Consider the following 16637-nt stretch of genomic DNA (forward strand, 5'->3'; position numbering starts at 1 on the left):
AGACAGAAGACAGGCACCCCCACTATGCGCTGAGTTTCAATAAAAAGCAATTCCCCACCTTGGGCGACCAGTGCGCCTGAGGCTGGGCAGGGGAAAAAGAGTCCTTAAGTCAACGAAGTCTGGGGGGCGCTGTGCATTTCTACGCGCTGCGAAAGCCATAAAGCCAGCAAGGTTGAGGCCATGCCCACCAAGGCGCAAAGCCAAAAGTGGGTGACGTGACCGCTGGCATCGCGTTGAATAAGCACCCCGCCAAGCCAAGATGCCAGCCCGATAGAGACGGACTGAAAAGCACCGTTAAGGGACATGAAGGTGCCCCGCCACTGGGGCTGAGCGGCCGAGGTCAGCATGGCCATGCCAGGAATCATTCGCGCATTCATGCAAAAAAAGAAACCTGCAAACACCATCAAAACCAAAGGCAGGGGGGCCGGTTGCATCAAGGTGGTAATGGTCATGGGAACGATAGCCAGCAGCAGCATTCGTTGAAACATTTTTCGCTTGCCCACGCGGTCGCTCAGACGACCTATCCATCTAGCAGTCAGCAAGGTCACAGTTCCGCCACACAAATAGATATAGGGAATTTCGTCCAGTGTGAGCACATGATTGGCCTGGGTGTAAATGGTGATGTAGGGAATGATGGTGAAGCCTGCAAACATCATCGCAGCCGACATCCATAAAGCTCTTCGGTGATTGGGGTCCGCCCATACTTGCTGCATCGCAAAAGAAACTTGTTGCCCTTGCGCCTTGGCCACATGCGCATCAAGTTGGGGTAAACACATGACGGCCATCACGCCAACAATCGCACACATCAAGGCGATCGCAAAAAAAGCGCTGTGCCAACCACCCATATTGGCCAAGAACAGCCCACTGGGAACGCCCACCACGGTGGCCATGGCAAATGATGTCATCACAAAACCTGTTGCACGCCCACGCCGTTCAAATGGAATCACATCCCCAATCACCGTTTGCGTCATGGCAGACAAGATGCCGCCAAAAGTGCCTGCTGCGACACGCGAGGCCATTAATAAACCGTAGCTTGGCGCCAAGGCACAGGCAAGCGTCGTTAAACCGAACAACAAGTACAACACCAAGAGCAAACGTTTACGCTCGAACCGGTCGACAAAAGAGGCGGCCAACAGTCCTGACGCACCCGCTGCAAAGGTATAAGCCGACACCAAAAAACCAAATTGCGCATCGTTGATGGAAAATAAATCACGCAACTGTGGGCCCAATGGCATGATGATCATGAAGTCCAACACATGGGTGAACTGGATACCGGCCAAGGTAAGCAAGAGCCAAAATTCTCGGCGCGGCGTCAAAACTGTTTGCATAAAAAGTGTGGTGACAAACCCGACACTCTAACAGTCCGACAAACACTTGCCTCTGAGTCGGTGTAATAATTCCCTGATCAATAGCTTTGGAGCACCCTCCTTGGAAACCTACCCTAGTTGGTAGCTTTCGGTTCACTGGCATCAGGCCGGGCGGAATCGAAAGCGTACCCCACCTTTTCGTTCCCCCCTTCACGCACTGAGAATTGCCATGCTCAATATTTTTTCGCTGGCCAATGGCCGCTTGTTTCAAGAAGAAATTTCTTCTCAAGAAGAACTCTCCAAATTTCGCCCTATATGGGTTGACCTAGAGTCGCCTACGCCGGAAGAAAAACGCTGGATCAGTCAGCATTTTGGTGTGCATATTCCAGAAGACGCGATGGACGAGGACATTGAAGAGTCAGCGCGTTTTTATGAGGAAGACAACGGCGAACTGCATATCCGCTCTGACTTTTTAATCGCAGATATCGAAGAACCCCGCGCCGTACGGGTTGCCTTTATTTTGAACCGGCATAACGACACGCACAACAGTCATGGCATCTTGTTCTCCATCCATGATGAGGACCTGCCCGTGTTTCGTTTGTTGCGCTTGCGAGCTCGCCGCGCCCCTGGCTTGATTGAAGATGCCAAAGACGTATTGCTTGAACTGTTCTCAGCCGATGCCGAATACTCTGCCGACACCTTGGAAGGCATTTATGACGAACTGGAAAAAGTCAGCAAAATGGTTTTGTCGGGGGATGTGACCGACGCCATGGCCGGCGAAGTACTGGGTGATATTGCCCGCCAAGAAGACTTGAATGGCCGGATTCGCCGCAACATGATGGACACCCGTCGTGCTTTGAGTTTTGCCATGCGTTTGCGTATGTTGAATCCAGACCAATTTGATGATGCGCGTCAAATTTTGCGCGATATTGACTCACTTGACAGCCACACCGCTTTTTTGTTCGACAAAATTAACTTCTTGATGGATGCCACGGTGGGTTTCATCAACATCAACCAAAACAAGATCATCAAGATTTTCTCGGTGGCCAGTGTGGCCTTGTTGCCTCCGACCTTGATTGCCAGTGTGTACGGCATGAACTTTCAATTCATGCCAGAGCTGCAATGGTCGTTTGGCTATGGCTATGCGGTTCTTCTGATGGTGGCCAGTGCGGTGGTTCCCATGTGGTATTTCCGCAAGCGCGGTTGGTTGAAGTAAGTCACATTCAGCGGTTGGCCATCCAAGTGCTGATCAAGGCGAATGTGTAGCGACTGGCTACTTCCTGGATAAATCGACTGAAGTCAGTGGTGGCTGCGTCATCAGCGCGGTCCGAAATAGTTCGTGCCGCTGCAAAGGGGACGTCATAGTCGTGACACACCTGTGCAACGGCAGCCCCCTCCATTTCCACCGCCATCGCCAAGGGCAAGCGCTGCTGAAGCGCTTGGCTTTCTGAGGAAGTCGATACAAAGCGGTCGCCACTGAGAACCAATCCTGAATGCACCTTGGGCGACTGCACATGCAAGGCGTGTAATGTATCTATGCCTATCCATTGGGAAGGGTTGTTCAAAATTCCTTGCGCCGCGAGCTTGAGACTCTGGGTCAAATCAGGGTCTGTTTGGAAAACGGCCCGACCGTACAAAGGTACCTCTAGTGGGGCAAACAAGGGTGACGCATCCATATCGTGCTGAATGAACTCAGACGCCACCACCATATCGCCCACATTCACACCAGTTGCAAGACCGCCAGCCACGCCTGTGAAAACAATTTCACAGACATCAAATCGCTCGATCAAGGCCGTGGCCGTGGTGGCAGCTGCCACTTTGCCAATCCGCGATAAAACCAGCACCACAGGCTGGCCATGCAAAGTGCCTGTGGTGAATTGTCTAGAGCCGATATGGCGTGTGTGAGCGCCCTGCAAGGCACTTGTGAGGCCCACCATCTCCTCTTGCATGGCCGCCATGATGGCAATCGGTCTCATGGCTGTTACCTGTGCAAAGCGATAAGGCTACTCCACCGCCTTGACCATGTCTTCCACCACCTTCTTTGCGTCGCCAAACACCATCATGGTTTTGTCCATGTAGAAGAGCTCGTTGTCTAAACCCGCATAACCAGCAGCCATAGAGCGTTTGTTGACGATGATGGTTTTGGCTTTGTAAGCCTCCAAAATCGGCATGCCGTAAATGGCTGAGCCTTTGATCATGGCCGCCGGGTTGACCACGTCGTTGGCGCCCAAAATGATGGCGACATCCACCTGACCAAACTCGCCATTGATGTCTTCCATCTCGAACACCTGGTCGTAGGGCACTTCGGCCTCGGCCAGCAACACATTCATGTGGCCTGGCATGCGCCCGGCCACGGGGTGGATGGCGTATTTCACGGTGATGCCTTTGTGGGTGAGCTTTTCGGCCAACTCTTTCACCGCGTGTTGGGCACGGGCCACAGCCAAACCGTAACCGGGCACGATGACCACGGTTTCGGCGTTGCCCAAGATAAAGGCTGCATCATCTGCGCTGCCGCTTTTCACAGGGCGCTGCTCGGTGCTGCCCGATGCGGCAGTGCCCGCCTCGCCACCAAAGCCGCCCAAAATGACGTTGAAGAATGAGCGGTTCATCGCCTTGCACATGATGTACGAGAGGATGGCGCCGGAAGAGCCGACCAGCGAACCGGCAATGATAAACATGCTGTTGTTCAGCGAAAAACCGATACTTGCCGCCGCCCAGCCCGAATAGCTGTTGAGCATGGAGACCACCACCGGCATATCCGCGCCGCCGATCGGGATGATGATGAGTACACCCAACACAAAGGAAAGCGCCAGCATCATCAAAAATGCATCCCAGTTGCCAGTGAACATGAAAAACACGCCCAGGCCAACCGTGGCAATACCCATGAGCAAATTGAGCATATGCTGACCGGCAAACACCACGGGCGCACCTTGGAACAAACGGAATTTGTATTTGCCAGACAGCTTACCAAACGCGATGACCGAACCGCTGAAGGTAATGGCGCCGATGGCCGCACCCAGGAACAACTCTAAGCGGTTGCCATTGGGAATGTCCAAGGTGCCCGAGCCTTGCGCCACGATGCCAAACGCCGCAGGTTCGACCACCGCCGCGATGGCGATGAACACCGCCGCCAAGCCGATCATGCTGTGCATGAAGGCGACGAGTTCGGGCATCTTGGTCATCTCAACGCGCTGCGCCATGATGGCACCTGCGCCGCCGCCAATGACCAAACCGAGCAGCACCCAGCCCAAGCCATCGGCATGACCCGCGAGGTTAACGATCAGCACCGCCGTGGTGACCACGGCAATCGCCATGCCACTCATGCCAAACACATTGCCGCGAATCGACGTGGTGGGGTGCGACAAGCCCTTCAAGGCTTGAATGAAACATATGCTGGCCACCAAGTACAGCAGTACAACGAGGTTCATGCTCATTTGTCAGCTCCTGCTTTGGGGGCTTTTTTCTTGAACATCTCTAGCATGCGCCGCGTGACCAAAAAGCCACCAAACACATTCACTGCCGCCAGCGCCACGGCTAACACGCCCATGGTTTTGCCCAAGGGCGTGACGGTGAGGGCTGCCGCCAACATGGCGCCCACGATGATGATGGCCGAGACCGCATTGGTCACCGCCATCAGCGGCGTGTGCAAAGCGGGGGTGACGTTCCAGACCACGTGGTAACCCACGTAAATGGCCAGCACAAAAATAATGAGGTTGGTGACGGTGTGGTCCATGCTTATTTCCTTTTGACCTCGCCGCCTTGTGTCATCAAACACGCAGCCACGATGTCGTCTTCCATGTCAACAGTGAAGCCCTTGTCTTTGGGCAACACCAATTTCAAAAAATCCAGCACATTGCGTGCATACAGCGCCGAAGCATCCGCGGCCACAAGCGCCGGTAGATTGGTTTCACCCACCAAGGTCACGCCGTGTTTGACCACAGTTTGGTCGGTCTCGGTGAGCGGGCAGTTGCCGCCCACGCCATGGGCACCCTTGCCAGCGGCCAGGTCGACGATGACCGAGCCAGGCTTCATGCTCTTGACCATGTCCTCGGTGATCAACACCGGCGCAGCGCGCCCGGGAATCAAGGCGGTGGAGATGACCACATCGGCCAGCGCCACGCGCTTGGCTACCTCGATTTTTTGGCGGTCCAGCCAGCTTTGGGGCATGGGGCGGGCATAGCCGCCCACGCCTTCTGCGGCTTCTTTTTCTTCGGCGGTTTCATAGGGCACATCGATGAACTTGGCGCCCAAGGACTCGACTTGCTCTTTCACGCTGGGGCGCACGTCAGAGGCTTCGATCACAGCGCCCAAACGCTTGGCCGTGGCAATCGCTTGCAAACCCGCCACGCCCACACCCAGAATCACCACGCGGGCGGCCTTCACCGTACCGGCAGCGGTCATCAGCATGGGAAAGAAGCGTTGGTATTGGTTGGCCGCTTCCATCACCGCTTTGTAGCCCGCAATATTGGCCTGTGAGGACAACACATCCATGCTTTGCGCACGGGTGGTGCGCGGTGCGGCTTCCAGTGCAAAGCTGGTCAGGCCTGCCGAGGCGAGGCGCTGCAAGCCATCGGCGTCAAACGGGTTGAGCATGCCAACCAAGGCAGCACCGGACGTCATGTGGCCAAGTTCTTTGGATGAAGGGGCGCGAACCTTGAGCACCAACTCGGCACCCAAAGCGCCAGCAGCGTCAGTGATTTGTGCTCCCACGGTCTCATAGGCAGCATCGGTCACGCTGGCGGCAAGGCCTGCACCTGACTGAATAAGCACTTGATGCCCTTGGGCAATGATTTTTTTAGCCGTCTCTGGGGTCACGGCAACACGGGTTTCACCCGCCGTGGTCTCGGCAGGCACGCCAATCCGCATGGTTATCTCCTCCACTCAATGGGCGAGAATCATCGCAGATTCACAAGGCGCCCTGAAAAAGGGTTGATTTTGCACCATGATGGAAAGATGGAAACCCAGCGTGACCGTGGCGGGGATCATTGAAAAAGACGGCAAATACCTGTTGGTGGAAGAACACACACCCAATGGTTTGATGTTCAACAACCCCGCTGGACACCTTGACCCTGGTGAGTCGCCCGCTCAAGCGTGCGTTCGCGAGGTGCTGGAAGAAACCGCTTTTCATTTCACACCCACAGCGCTGGTGGGGGTGTATTTATCTCGATTTCTCAAACAAGCCACACCCGAACATCCCGCGCAAGACATCACCTACCTGCGATTTGCTTTCACGGGTGTATTGGGTGCGCATGAGGCCAACAGAGCGCTTGACGACGGAATTGTGCGAACACTGTGGATGAGCATTGAAGAAATGCAAGCCACCCAAAGTCGTCACCGTAGCCGTTTGCTTTTGCGCTGCGCACAAGACTATGCACGAGGCCAGCGCTTCCCACTCGACACGGTCTATACCGACGACAGCGTGTTGGGGCTAATTTAAGGAATAAGTATTTCTGCTGCTGGGTCTTCGGCAGCCATGACGCGCTTGGCCCACGTGCTTAAACGCCCAGCGTCAGCGCGTAAGACTTCTTGCTTGACCCGCAAAATCTGCGTGGGGTGCATGGAAAACTGCCGCAAGCCCAAGCCAAGCAACAAGCGTGTGAGGGCGGGGTCACCCGCCATTTCGCCACACAAGCTGATATCTTTGCCTGCTGCCGCACCTTGGGCGATGGTGTTGGCCACCAATTGCAAGATGGCCGGATGCAAAGGGTCATACAAATGCGCGACTTGCTCATCTGCTCGGTCTATTGCCAATGTGTATTGGATGAGATCGTTGGTACCTACCGATAAATAATCAAAGTACTTTAAAAACACAGACAAATTGAGCGCTGCTGCTGGCACCTCGATCATTGCGCCCACTTTGACTGGCCCGTAAGCCACACCCCTTTTGTCCAACTGCTCCCGCGCTTGGGCCAACAAGACAAATGTCTGATGGATTTCGCGGGTATGGGCCAACATGGGGATGAGCAAATTCACAGGTCCGTGCAAAGCCGAGCGCAAGATGGCGCGCAATTGACTTAAAAACATACTCGGGTCTGCCAAGCTCCAACGAATCGCACGCAAGCCCAAAGCGGGGTTGAGATGGGCTTCGTCTTTGGTGGTTCGGTCTAAAGGCTTATCTGCCCCGACATCAACGGTACGAATAGTGACTGGCAAGCCCTTCATACCCTCGACTGCACGCTTGTAAGCTTGGTACTGCTCTTCTTCGCCTGGCAACTCACCTTCGCGCCCCATGAATAAGAATTCACTGCGAAACAAACCAACGCCCAGCGCACCAACAGACAAAGCCACAGCCGTGTCTTCAGGTAATTCAATGTTGGCCAACAGCTGAATTTTTTGACCGTCCAAGGTGACCGATGGCGTGTGGCGCAAGCGGGTCAGGCGTTCACGCTCCAGCTGAGCTTGGCGCTGCTTGAAGGCATATTCAGCCAAGATGATGGGGGAAGGACTCACGATGATGACACCTGCGTCGCCATCGATGATGACCCAGTCGTCTTGGCGCACCAAATGACTGGCGTTTCTCGCGCCCACCACCGCTGGTATGTCCAGACTTCGCGCCACGATGGCGGTATGCGAAGTCTTGCCGCCGACATCGGTAACAAACCCAGTAAAAACGCTTTGCTTGAATTGCAGCATGTCTGCTGGCGACAAGTCATGAGCGATCAACACCAAGGGCACGTCGTGACTGACGTCCAACAATTGGTCTTGCTGCCAAACGCCCGGTTTGCGCTGTGTGGGCTGAGGCAAGCTGGTGGGTAAGCCTTTTATATGGCGCAGCAAACGCTCCACCACTTGCTCAAGATCGCCTTTGCGTTCGCGAAGATAAGCATCCTCCATGTCATCAAACTGTCGAGAGACGACTTCGAGTTGTGAGGTTAAGGCCCATTCAGCGTTGTACAAACGGTCGGTTACCCAATGCTTGACCCCTTCGGCCAACATTTCGTCTTGTAAGAGCATCAAATGCACTTCCAGCAAAGCTGAGAGTTCCGGCGGCGCATCCTTGGGTACGGTTTTCTGTATGCGCTGAACTTCAAGCATCACTGCATGGCGGGACTGGTTGATACGCTCTAACTCTTGTTCAATTTGCTCTGGCTCAATGAAGTAATGCGCCACATCCACACGGCTGGAGGCCACCAGCACGGCACGTCCAATGGCAATGCCACGGGCGACTGCTAAACCGTGAATGGAGAAGGTCATGGCCTTATTCGCCTTCGCCGAATTTGTCCGCTAACAACGCCAGCAAGGCGTCCATGGCCTGTGCCTCTTGTTCGCCATCCGTTTCAATTTCAATTTCACTGCCAATGCCAGCCGCCAACATCATGACGCCCATGATGCTTTTCGCATTGACGCGTCGCTCGCCTTTGCTGACCCACACTTGGCATGGATAGGTACCGGCGATTTTGGTGAGTTTGGCCGATGCTCTGGCATGAAGGCCCAATTTGTTAATCACTGTTGTGGTTTGTTTCAGCATATTTCACTCAAGAGGAAAGGGGGATTTCTTTTTCACAAGCCACTTGCATCACACCTTGGGCGCCGCCAGACAATGCGCGCTGGGTCAAGATATCAAGGGTTTCATGTCTGTAGCACACGGTACGCAGCAACATGGGTAAATTGACGCCAGCAATCAAGCGCGATTGAACACCGTCTACCAATCGCTTGGCCACATTGGCAGGGGTGGCGCCAAAGATGTCAGTCAATACCAAGGTGTTTTGGTCTATGGGTGCGCCTATCAACTTTTGGGCAGCTTGCAAGGTGTCTTCTGGGGATGCGTCGGCGTGCACGTCGATAGCGATGACGGCTTGGGCACAATCTGGAAAGACGTGCAAGGCGCACTCCCTGAGGGCGGTAGCCAATGGTGCATGGGCAATGAGAAGAATGCGTGTGCTCATGTTTGTTTGTAATTGCCTCAGGATTATCACCCCTGTCCATGGCTTTGCAATAATCTGTACATGAATGCTTTAGACGGTATACGCGTATTAGATTTATCCCGGGTTTTGGCTGGGCCTTGGTCGACCCAAATTTTGGCTGATTTAGGTGCTGACGTGGTCAAGGTGGAGCGTCCCCTGACTGGGGATGACACGCGGGGTTGGGGCCCTCCTTTTTTGCACGATGCCCAGGGGCGTGATACTGCTGAATCTGCTTACTATCTTGGTGCTAATCGTAATAAGCGTTCTATGACTTGCGATATTGCCTCGCCTCAAGGTCAAGCCTTGATTCGTTCATTGGCTCTGCATAGCCATGTGTTTATTGAAAATTACAAAGTGGGCGATATGTCTCGCTATGGCTTGGACTACGCTACCCTGCAAGCCATCAATCCCAAATTGGTCTACTGCAGCATCACCGGCTTTGGCCAAACCGGTCCTTACCGAGAGCGAGCAGGCTATGACTTTGCTGTCCAAGCCATGGGTGGTTTGATGAGTGTCACCGGAGAGAGAGACGATGTAGGAGGTGGCCCCCAAAAGGTGGGCGTTGCGGTAGCTGATTTGTTTACCGGCATGTACGCCACCGTGGCTATCTTGGCGGCCATTCGCCATGCCGAAAGCAAGGGAGTGGGTCAACATATTGATATGGCGCTATTGGATACCCAAGTTGCTATGCTGGCCAATTTAGGGGCTAATTTCTTGGTCAATGGCGCCACTTCTGCGCCTCCGCAACGCATGGGCAATGCCCATGTGAATATTGTCCCCTACCAAGTTTTCGAAACTGCACCCAAGGCTTCAGGCGAGCGAGATTTTGTGATTATTGCGGTTGGTAACGACGGACAATTCGCCAAGCTGTGTGAAGTGCTGGGGCATGCGGATTGGGCACAAGATGCTCGGTTTATGCGCAACCAAGACCGGGTGAGACACCGCAGTATGTTGATCCCCATGATTGCGGATGTTTTATTAAAGCGTGGAAAGTATGGCTGGCTTGAGGCGCTAGAGGCCGCCAAAGTGCCTTGTGGGCCCATCAATAATTTGTCTGAAGTGTTCGCCGACCCGCATGTTCAAGCTCGCCAAATGGTGGACCACTGGCAACATGCTTTGGGTGTGCCTCTTGATTTGGTTGCCAGCCCTATGAAGCTAAGTCTGACCCCTGTAAGGCGCGATTTACCTCCCCCTTCTCTGGGACAACACACTGACGAGGTATTGAAAGAATGGCTGGGTTTTGACCTATCACAGTGCGCGGCATTGCGCCAAACAAGTGCAATCTAGCCCCAGCCTTTGTCTTAGTTCTTAATGCCTGGTCTGCGACAGCAAAGTATCTGCATCGCTGACTTCAAACTTGCCTGGTCCTTCAATATTCAGGGTGACAACTTTCCCGTCTTTCACCAGCATGGAGTAACGGTTAGAGCGAAGTCCCAAGCCTTTGCCAGTCAGGTCCAAAGTTAAACCTGTTGCTTTGGTGAATTCAGCGTCGCCGTCTCCCAGCATGCGCACCTTGCCTGCAGCATGCAAGTCACGGCCCCAAGCACCCATCACGAAGGCATCATTGACGCTCACGCACCAGATTTCATCGACACCTGCAGCGGTTAACTCAGCATGTTTTTCCATGTAGCCAGGTACATGTTTGGCTGAGCATGTAGGCGTAAATGCGCCTGGCAAAGCAAACAAAGCGATGGTTTTGCCCGCCGCGGCCTTGCCCACGTCCACGGGGTTGGGGCCTATGCTGCAACCGTTGCCCTCAACTTCAGAGTATTCCATCAGGGTGGTGTGGGGAAGGGTGTCGCCAACTTTAATCATGTTTTTCTCCTTGAAATGAAAAATGACCCACGATTGTGGGCCATTTTGATGATTGTGTTTATATACAACCCAATAACACTTAGACGGCGGCTGCCTTTTCCACCAAGCGGGTGGCTACCCAATTTTTGGTTTTGGAGATAGGGCGGCTTTCGGTGATTTCTATCACGTCACCCAAGTGGTATTGACCGTTTTCATCATGCGCGTGGTATTTGCTGGACTTGCCCACAATTTTGCCGTAGAGCGCATGTTTGACGCGCCGCTCGACCAAAACAGTAACTGTTTTGGCGCGTTTAGCGCTGACAACTTTACCGATCAGTGTGCGTTTGAGTGATTTTTTGGCTTCTGTCATGGTGTCACTCCTTCGCCTGTTGTTCGGCCAGAATGGTTTTGGCCCGTGCAATGCTGCGACGGGTGACCTTCATTTGCGCGGTGTTATTGAGTTGTTGCGTGGCTTTTTGCATGCGCATATTGAAATGCGCTTTTTGCAATTCTTTGATTTCGGTTTGTAAACCTGCAGCGTCTTTTTGACGTAATTCAGATGTTTTCATGGTGTCTCCTGAATCATTGGCCAATCAGGCGCGAAACAAAGGTGGTTCGCAAAGGCAGTTTGGCCGCGGCCAAACGGAACGCTTCACGCGCGAGTTCTTCTGGCACACCCACGATTTCGTACAACACCTTGCCAGGCTGAATTTCAGCCACGTAGTACTCGGGGTTGCCCTTGCCGTTACCCATACGGACCTCTGCAGGTTTTTGGGAAATGGGTTTGTCGGGGAAGATACGAATCCAAATGCGTCCACCACGTTTGACGTGACGGGAAATCGCACGGCGAGCGGATTCGATTTGGCGAGCTGTCAAACGACCACGGTCGGTGGACTTCAAGCCAAAGTCACCGAACGCCACGGTATTGCCACGAGTGGCAATGCCGGTGTTGCGACCTTTTTGTTCCTTGCGGTATTTACGGCGCGCTGGTTGCAGCATGCTTATTCTCCTTTGCCGTCCGCAGCCGTGCCAGTGGATGCGGGCGCGGCTACCTTGCGGACGCGCTTGACGGTGGTTTTGGGAGCATCGGTGGCTTCAGCGGGTTTATCGCTGCCATCCGCCGGTGCGGCATTGGAGCCAGCAGGGCGACGTGCGCCACTGCGAGCGGGTGGACGGTCGCCAGCAGGGCGAGCGTCGCGACGAGGGCCGCGGGGGCGGCGCTCGTCATCTGAGCGGGGTTCTTGTGCAGCAGGCGCATCATTACGGCCCAAGGTATCACCCTTATAGACCCAAACTTTCACGCCAATGATGCCGTAAGTTGTTTTGGCTTCCGAGGTGGCGTAGTCGATATCGGCGCGCAAGGTGTGAAGTGGCACGCGACCTTCGCGGTACCACTCGGTGCGGGCGATTTCGATACCGTTCAAGCGACCTGCAGACATGATCTTGATGCCTTGGGCACCCAGACGCATGGCATTTTGCATGGCGCGCTTCATGGCACGACGGAACATGATGCGCTTTTCGAGCTGTTGGGTGATGCTGTCGGCAATCAATTGGGCATCGATTTCGGGCTTGCGCACCTCTTCGATATTGACAGCGACAGGCACGCCCAAACGCGCAGCCAATTCTTTCTTGAGGTTTTCAATGTCCTCGCCTTTTTTACCGATAACCACGCCAGGACGTGCGGAAAAAATAGTGATGCGGGCATTTTTGGCAGGGCGCTCAATCAAGATACGCGACACAGCAGCGCTCTTGAGTTTTACTTTGAGGTACTCACGAACCTTGATGTCTTCTGCCAGCATGCCAGCGAAGTCTTTGTTGCTTGCGTACCAGCGACTGGCCCAGTTGCGGCTCACCGACAGGCGAAAACCGGTGGGGTGGATTTTTTGTCCCATACTTTTCTAGACCTTTCAGTTGCCGACCGTCACATACACATGGCATGTGGGCTTGCTGATGCTGTTGCCGCGGCCTTTGGCGCGTGCAGTGAAACGCTTGAGGGTTGCGCCTTGTTCCACGTAAATGGTTTTAACGCGCAACTCGTCAATGTCCGCGCCATCGTTATGCTCTGCGTTGGCGATGGCAGACTCAAGCACTTTTTTAACAATGCCCGCTGCTTTTTTCTGTGTGAAGGTCAGGATGTTCAAAGCCTGGTCCACTTTTTTGCCGCGAATCAAGTCTGCTACCAAACGGCCTTTGTCTACCGATAGGCGCACACCTCGCAAGACTGCACGTGTTTCCATAACTGCTCCTTACTTCTTCTGGACTTTTTTGTCCGCCGGATGGCCTTTGAAGGTACGAGTCAAGGCAAATTCGCCCAACTTGTGACCCACCATTTGGTCGGTGATATAGACCGGCACATGTTGCTTGCCGTTGTGAACCGCGATGGTCAAGCCGATGAAATCGGGCAAAACCATAGAACGTCGTGACCATGTTTTGATTGGCTTTTTGTCTTTGGTGGCAACGGCTTTTTCAGCCTTGGCCAACAAGTGGTGATCGACAAACGGGCCTTTTTTGAGTGAGCGTGTCATGGTTTAACCCTTATTTCTTGCGACGCGAGACGATCATGACTTGCGTGCGCTTGTTGTTGCGGGTGCGATAGCCTTTGGTCAAGTTGCCCCATGGGTCAACTGCTGCACGGCCTTCGCCGGTACGACCTTCGCCACCACCGTGGGGGTGATCGATTGGGTTCATGGCAACACCACGCACAGTGGGTCGAATACCCATCCAACGCTTGACACCGGCCTTGCCCAATTGACGCAAGCTGTGTTCTTCGTTGGCGACTTCGCCGATGGTTGCACGGCACTCTATGTGAATTTTGCGAACTTCACCCGAGCGCATACGAACCTGAGCGTAAGTACCCTCACGCGCCAACAAAGTGGCCGAAGTGCCCGCAGAGCGTGCAATTTGAGCACCCTTACCAGGACGCAACTCTATGCAGTGGATGGTTGAACCCACAGGAATGTTGCGAATGGGCAAAGTGTTGCCGGCACGGATAGGCGCCTCAGAGCCGCTTTGAATAGTGGCACCTACTTCCAAGCCGCGTGGCGCAATGATGTAAGCACGTTCGCCATCGGCGTAGCACACCAAAGCAATGTGGGCTGTACGGTTGGGGTCGTATTCAATACGCTCAACTTTAGCGGGAATGCCGTCTTTGGATCGACGGAAGTCAACCACGCGGTAATGGTGCTTGTGACCACCGCCTTTGTGACGGGTGGTGATGTGGCCATTGTTGTTGCGACCCGCTTTTTGGAATTGCGGTTCGAGCAAAGGCGCATAAGCAGGTCCTTTGAACAAATGGTCACGGGTGACTTTCACCACGGCACGTTGGCCAGGTGAAGTGGGTTTCATTTTGACGACTGCCATGGTTAAGCCACCTCTCCTGACAAGTTGAGCTCTTGACCGGCTTTGAGCGTCACATAGGCTTTACGAACATTGTCGCGTCGGCCCACGGATTTGCCAAAACGTTTGGTCTTGCCTTTGGTGTTCACCACTGACACGCCTTTGACTTCAACCTTGAACATCAACTCCACTGCCGCCTTGATTTCGGGTTTGGTGGCGTTTTGCAAGACCTTGAATGTCACAGCGTTAGATTTTTCAGCCACCATGGTGGCCTTTTCGGAGACGATGGGCGCTAAAAGCACAGCCATCAAACGTCCTTCATCAAACTTGATTGTGCTCATGTGAACATCTCCTTGAGCTTGTCGATCGCGCCTTTGGTGACCAAAACCTTTTTGTAGTGAACCAAGGAAACAGGATCGGCATAACGGGGCTCAACAACCAATACATTGGCCAAGTTACGCGAGGCAAAGTACAAGTTATCGTCTACCTCTTCAGAGATGACCAAAACAGACTGCAAGTTCATCGCTTTGAGCTTGGCTGCCAACAATTTGGTTTTGGGCGCTTCGATTTTGATGGAATCGACAACTGCCAAACGGCCTTCACGAACCAACTGAGAGAAGATCGAAGCCATGCCAGCGCGGTACATCTTCTTGTTGATTTTTTGGGTGAAGTTTTCTTCGGGGCTATTTGGGAAAGCGCGACCGCCTCCACGCCAAATGGGTGAAGAAGTCATACCGGCACGTGCGCGACCAGTGCCTTTTTGTTTGAAAGGTTTTTTGGTCGAGTGCTTGACTTGTTCACGGTCTTTTTGGGCGCGTGTACCTTGACGCGCATTGGCTTGATAAGCCACCACGATTTGGTGGATCAAGTCTTCGTTGTAATCGCGACCAAACAGGGTTTCAGGCGCATCAAACTTGGAAGCGGCTTGGCCTTGGTCATTGAGGAGTTCGATTTGCATCATTTGGCTCCTTGAGGTGCCGCCTTGATGGCATGGCGAACCGTGACAAATCCACCTTTTGAGCCAGGAACTGCACCCTTGATGAGGATAAGTTGACGGCCTTCGTCGATGCGAATTACCGACAGGTTTTGTGTGGTGATGGTCTCGTCTCCCATGTGACCAGACATACGCTTGCCGGGAAAAACACGGCCAGGGTCTTGCGCCATGGAGATAGAGCCGGGCACATTGTGCGAACGGCTGTTACCGTGAGACGCACGCTGTGAACGGAAATTGTGGCGCTTGATGGTGCCAGCAAAACCCTTACCGATGGAAGTGCCTTGCACGTCGACCTTCTCGCCCACATTGAAGATGGCAGTGACGGGCACAGTGGAACCTGCTGGGTATTGCGCAGCGGTTTCAGCAGTAACTTGAAATTCTTGGGTGACTTCGCCCGCTTCGACACCGGCTTTGGCCAGATGACCCGCTTGGGGCTTGGTAACACGCGATGCTTTACGCGCGCCGAATGTGACCTGCAAGGCCACATAGCCGTCGTTTTCTTGGGTTTTGACCTGGGTCACGCGGTTGTTTGAAACATCTACCACTGTGACAGGCACTGCGTCCCCATCATCAGTGAACAGACGCATCATGCCCACCTTGCGGCCCAGCAACCCCAAACGGTTGCTTTGACTCATGTTGTTCTCCAAAACTCTCACCGCCGTCACTTCAATTGGCAACAGCGTTTGGTGTATGAAAGAAGGTTGATAATTTCCCTGCACAAATTGCGCAGAGCCTGAGATTGTAGCTTAAAACTGGCCAACGGCCAGTTTTTTTCCATCTCAACCAAAAGCAGCGTTGTTAACGTTGCATTTGGGTTCGCTTACTGAAGCTTGATTTCAACATCCACGCCTGCTGGCAAGTCGAGCTTCATCAAAGCATCAACTGTTTTGTCAGTCGGGTCCACGATGTCCATCAGACGTTGGTGAGTGCGGATTTCCAATTGGTCACGACTGGACTTGTTGACGTGCGGTGAACGCAGTATGTCAAAGCGCTTCATGCGTGTTGGCAAAGGAACAGGACCTTTGACAATCGCGCCGGTACGCTTGGCAGTATCGACAATTTCAGCAGCAGATTGGTCGATCAGCTTGTAATCGAAGGCTTTGAGACGGATGCGGATTTTTTGCTTGGTTGACATGTCTATTCCTTAAGCAATGATCTTTGCAACAACACCAGCGCCGACGGTTTTGCCGCCCTCACGAATGGCAAAGCGCAAGCCCTCTTCCATCGCAATCGGGTGGATCAACTTCACCGTGATCGACACGTTGTCACCAGGCATCACCATCTCTTTGCCTTCTGGCAACT

Annotated in this window: 24 protein-coding genes; 3 read left to right on the top strand and 21 right to left on the bottom strand. The window is 53.7% G+C overall.

The window, feature by feature from the left end:
• Positions 1-104: 104 nt before the first annotated feature.
• Positions 105-1328 carry an MFS transporter gene (locus tag AC9UEO_RS09585; protein ID WP_509532514.1) on the bottom strand — a complete coding sequence of 408 codons (1224 nt, stop codon included), beginning with the start codon at positions 1326-1328 and terminating at the stop codon, positions 105-107.
• Between the two features lie 208 nt (positions 1329-1536).
• Between AC9UEO_RS09585 and corA the strand changes: the two genes are divergently transcribed.
• A complete protein-coding gene (gene corA / locus AC9UEO_RS09590) occupies positions 1537-2523 on the top strand; it encodes a magnesium/cobalt transporter CorA (RefSeq protein ID WP_509532516.1) in 987 nt (328 codons plus the stop codon).
• A gap of 7 nt (positions 2524-2530) precedes the next feature.
• On the opposite strand, the gene AC9UEO_RS09595 is transcribed toward corA, so the two are convergent.
• Genes AC9UEO_RS09595 through AC9UEO_RS09610 form a run of 4 tightly spaced genes read right to left on the bottom strand, consistent with a single transcriptional unit; the run spans position 2531 to position 6173 of the window.
• Positions 2531-3283 (bottom strand): 5'-methylthioadenosine/adenosylhomocysteine nucleosidase, encoded by a 753-nt coding sequence (locus AC9UEO_RS09595; RefSeq protein WP_509532517.1) that lies wholly within the window; start codon positions 3281-3283, stop codon positions 2531-2533.
• 27 nt (positions 3284-3310) lie between these two features.
• Positions 3311-4741: an NAD(P)(+) transhydrogenase (Re/Si-specific) subunit beta gene (locus AC9UEO_RS09600; protein WP_509532518.1), complete on the bottom strand. Its 1431-nt coding sequence runs from the start codon at positions 4739-4741 to the stop codon at positions 3311-3313.
• Positions 4738-5040 carry an NAD(P) transhydrogenase subunit alpha part 2 gene (locus AC9UEO_RS09605; RefSeq protein WP_506645126.1) on the bottom strand — a complete coding sequence of 101 codons (303 nt, stop codon included), beginning with the start codon at positions 5038-5040 and terminating at the stop codon, positions 4738-4740. Before AC9UEO_RS09605 ends, AC9UEO_RS09600 begins: the two co-directional genes overlap by 4 nt.
• 2 nt (positions 5041-5042) lie before the next feature.
• Positions 5043-6173, bottom strand: coding sequence for a Re/Si-specific NAD(P)(+) transhydrogenase subunit alpha (locus AC9UEO_RS09610; RefSeq protein WP_509532521.1), 1131 nt, complete (start codon positions 6171-6173; stop codon positions 5043-5045).
• 76 nt (positions 6174-6249) lie between these two features.
• Here AC9UEO_RS09610 and AC9UEO_RS09615 point away from each other — a divergent pair, with 76 nt between their 5' ends.
• Entirely contained in the window at positions 6250-6744 is a 495-nt protein-coding gene (locus tag AC9UEO_RS09615) for an NUDIX hydrolase (RefSeq protein ID WP_509532523.1), read from the top strand.
• Here the strand turns inward: AC9UEO_RS09615 and ptsP are convergent.
• The 3 genes from ptsP to AC9UEO_RS09630 are packed head-to-tail and all read right to left on the bottom strand — an operon-like array spanning position 6741 to position 9193.
• Complete coding sequence (ptsP, locus tag AC9UEO_RS09620) at positions 6741-8501, bottom strand: phosphoenolpyruvate--protein phosphotransferase (protein WP_509532525.1); 1761 nt, start codon at positions 8499-8501, stop codon at positions 6741-6743. The genes AC9UEO_RS09615 and ptsP overlap by 4 nt on opposite strands.
• Positions 8502-8505: 4 nt before the next feature.
• Positions 8506-8775 carry an HPr family phosphocarrier protein gene (locus AC9UEO_RS09625; RefSeq protein ID WP_509532527.1) on the bottom strand — a complete coding sequence of 90 codons (270 nt, stop codon included), beginning with the start codon at positions 8773-8775 and terminating at the stop codon, positions 8506-8508.
• Positions 8776-8782: 7 nt separating this feature from the next.
• Positions 8783-9193, bottom strand: coding sequence for a PTS sugar transporter subunit IIA (locus AC9UEO_RS09630; protein ID WP_509532528.1), 411 nt, complete (start codon positions 9191-9193; stop codon positions 8783-8785).
• Positions 9194-9253: 60 nt separating this feature from the next.
• On the opposite strand from AC9UEO_RS09630, the gene AC9UEO_RS09635 reads away from it, so the two are divergent.
• Complete coding sequence (locus tag AC9UEO_RS09635) at positions 9254-10498, top strand: CaiB/BaiF CoA transferase family protein (protein WP_509532530.1); 1245 nt, start codon at positions 9254-9256, stop codon at positions 10496-10498.
• Between the two features lie 21 nt (positions 10499-10519).
• Here AC9UEO_RS09635 and AC9UEO_RS09640 read toward each other — a convergent pair whose 3' ends face one another.
• The 13 genes from AC9UEO_RS09640 to AC9UEO_RS09700 form a co-directional block, all read right to left on the bottom strand.
• Positions 10520-11026 carry a peroxiredoxin gene (locus AC9UEO_RS09640; RefSeq protein ID WP_509532532.1) on the bottom strand — a complete coding sequence of 169 codons (507 nt, stop codon included), beginning with the start codon at positions 11024-11026 and terminating at the stop codon, positions 10520-10522.
• A gap of 79 nt (positions 11027-11105) precedes the next feature.
• Positions 11106-11375 (bottom strand): 30S ribosomal protein S17, encoded by a 270-nt coding sequence (gene rpsQ / locus AC9UEO_RS09645; RefSeq protein WP_509532534.1) that lies wholly within the window; start codon positions 11373-11375, stop codon positions 11106-11108.
• A 4-nt stretch (positions 11376-11379) separates the two neighbouring features.
• On the bottom strand, positions 11380-11574 hold the full coding sequence (gene rpmC / locus AC9UEO_RS09650; RefSeq protein WP_509532536.1) for a 50S ribosomal protein L29: 195 nt from the start codon (positions 11572-11574) through the stop codon (positions 11380-11382).
• A 13-nt stretch (positions 11575-11587) separates the two neighbouring features.
• Positions 11588-12004: a 50S ribosomal protein L16 gene (gene rplP, locus AC9UEO_RS09655; protein ID WP_506611653.1), complete on the bottom strand. Its 417-nt coding sequence runs from the start codon at positions 12002-12004 to the stop codon at positions 11588-11590.
• 2 nt (positions 12005-12006) lie between these two features.
• Positions 12007-12897, bottom strand: coding sequence for a 30S ribosomal protein S3 (gene rpsC / locus AC9UEO_RS09660; protein WP_509532538.1), 891 nt, complete (start codon positions 12895-12897; stop codon positions 12007-12009).
• Positions 12898-12912: 15 nt separating this feature from the next.
• The gene (gene rplV / locus AC9UEO_RS09665) at positions 12913-13242 is read right to left on the bottom strand and encodes a 50S ribosomal protein L22 (RefSeq protein WP_506611650.1); all 330 of its coding nucleotides are present in this window, start codon (positions 13240-13242) and stop codon (positions 12913-12915) included.
• Between the two features lie 9 nt (positions 13243-13251).
• Positions 13252-13530 carry a 30S ribosomal protein S19 gene (rpsS, locus tag AC9UEO_RS09670; RefSeq protein ID WP_509532541.1) on the bottom strand — a complete coding sequence of 93 codons (279 nt, stop codon included), beginning with the start codon at positions 13528-13530 and terminating at the stop codon, positions 13252-13254.
• A gap of 10 nt (positions 13531-13540) precedes the next feature.
• Positions 13541-14365 (bottom strand): 50S ribosomal protein L2, encoded by an 825-nt coding sequence (rplB, locus tag AC9UEO_RS09675; protein ID WP_509532543.1) that lies wholly within the window; start codon positions 14363-14365, stop codon positions 13541-13543.
• A 2-nt stretch (positions 14366-14367) separates the two neighbouring features.
• Positions 14368-14682 (bottom strand): 50S ribosomal protein L23, encoded by a 315-nt coding sequence (gene rplW, locus AC9UEO_RS09680; RefSeq protein WP_509532545.1) that lies wholly within the window; start codon positions 14680-14682, stop codon positions 14368-14370.
• Positions 14679-15299: a 50S ribosomal protein L4 gene (gene rplD, locus AC9UEO_RS09685; protein ID WP_509532547.1), complete on the bottom strand. Its 621-nt coding sequence runs from the start codon at positions 15297-15299 to the stop codon at positions 14679-14681. The genes rplW and rplD overlap by 4 nt, the downstream gene beginning before the upstream one ends.
• Complete coding sequence (gene rplC, locus AC9UEO_RS09690; protein ID WP_509532549.1) at positions 15299-15970, bottom strand: 50S ribosomal protein L3; 672 nt, start codon at positions 15968-15970, stop codon at positions 15299-15301. Before rplC ends, rplD begins: the two co-directional genes overlap by 1 nt.
• Before the next feature lie 185 nt (positions 15971-16155).
• Positions 16156-16470: a 30S ribosomal protein S10 gene (gene rpsJ, locus AC9UEO_RS09695; RefSeq protein WP_298599045.1), complete on the bottom strand. Its 315-nt coding sequence runs from the start codon at positions 16468-16470 to the stop codon at positions 16156-16158.
• 9 nt (positions 16471-16479) lie between these two features.
• A partial coding sequence (locus AC9UEO_RS09700; RefSeq protein ID WP_509532550.1) for an EF-Tu C-terminal domain-related protein occupies positions 16480-16637 on the bottom strand: 158 nt, incomplete at its 5' end.

Source organism: Limnohabitans sp. (assembly GCF_040401495.1).
In the GTDB taxonomy this organism is placed as follows: Bacteria; Pseudomonadota; Gammaproteobacteria; order Burkholderiales; family Burkholderiaceae_C; genus Limnohabitans.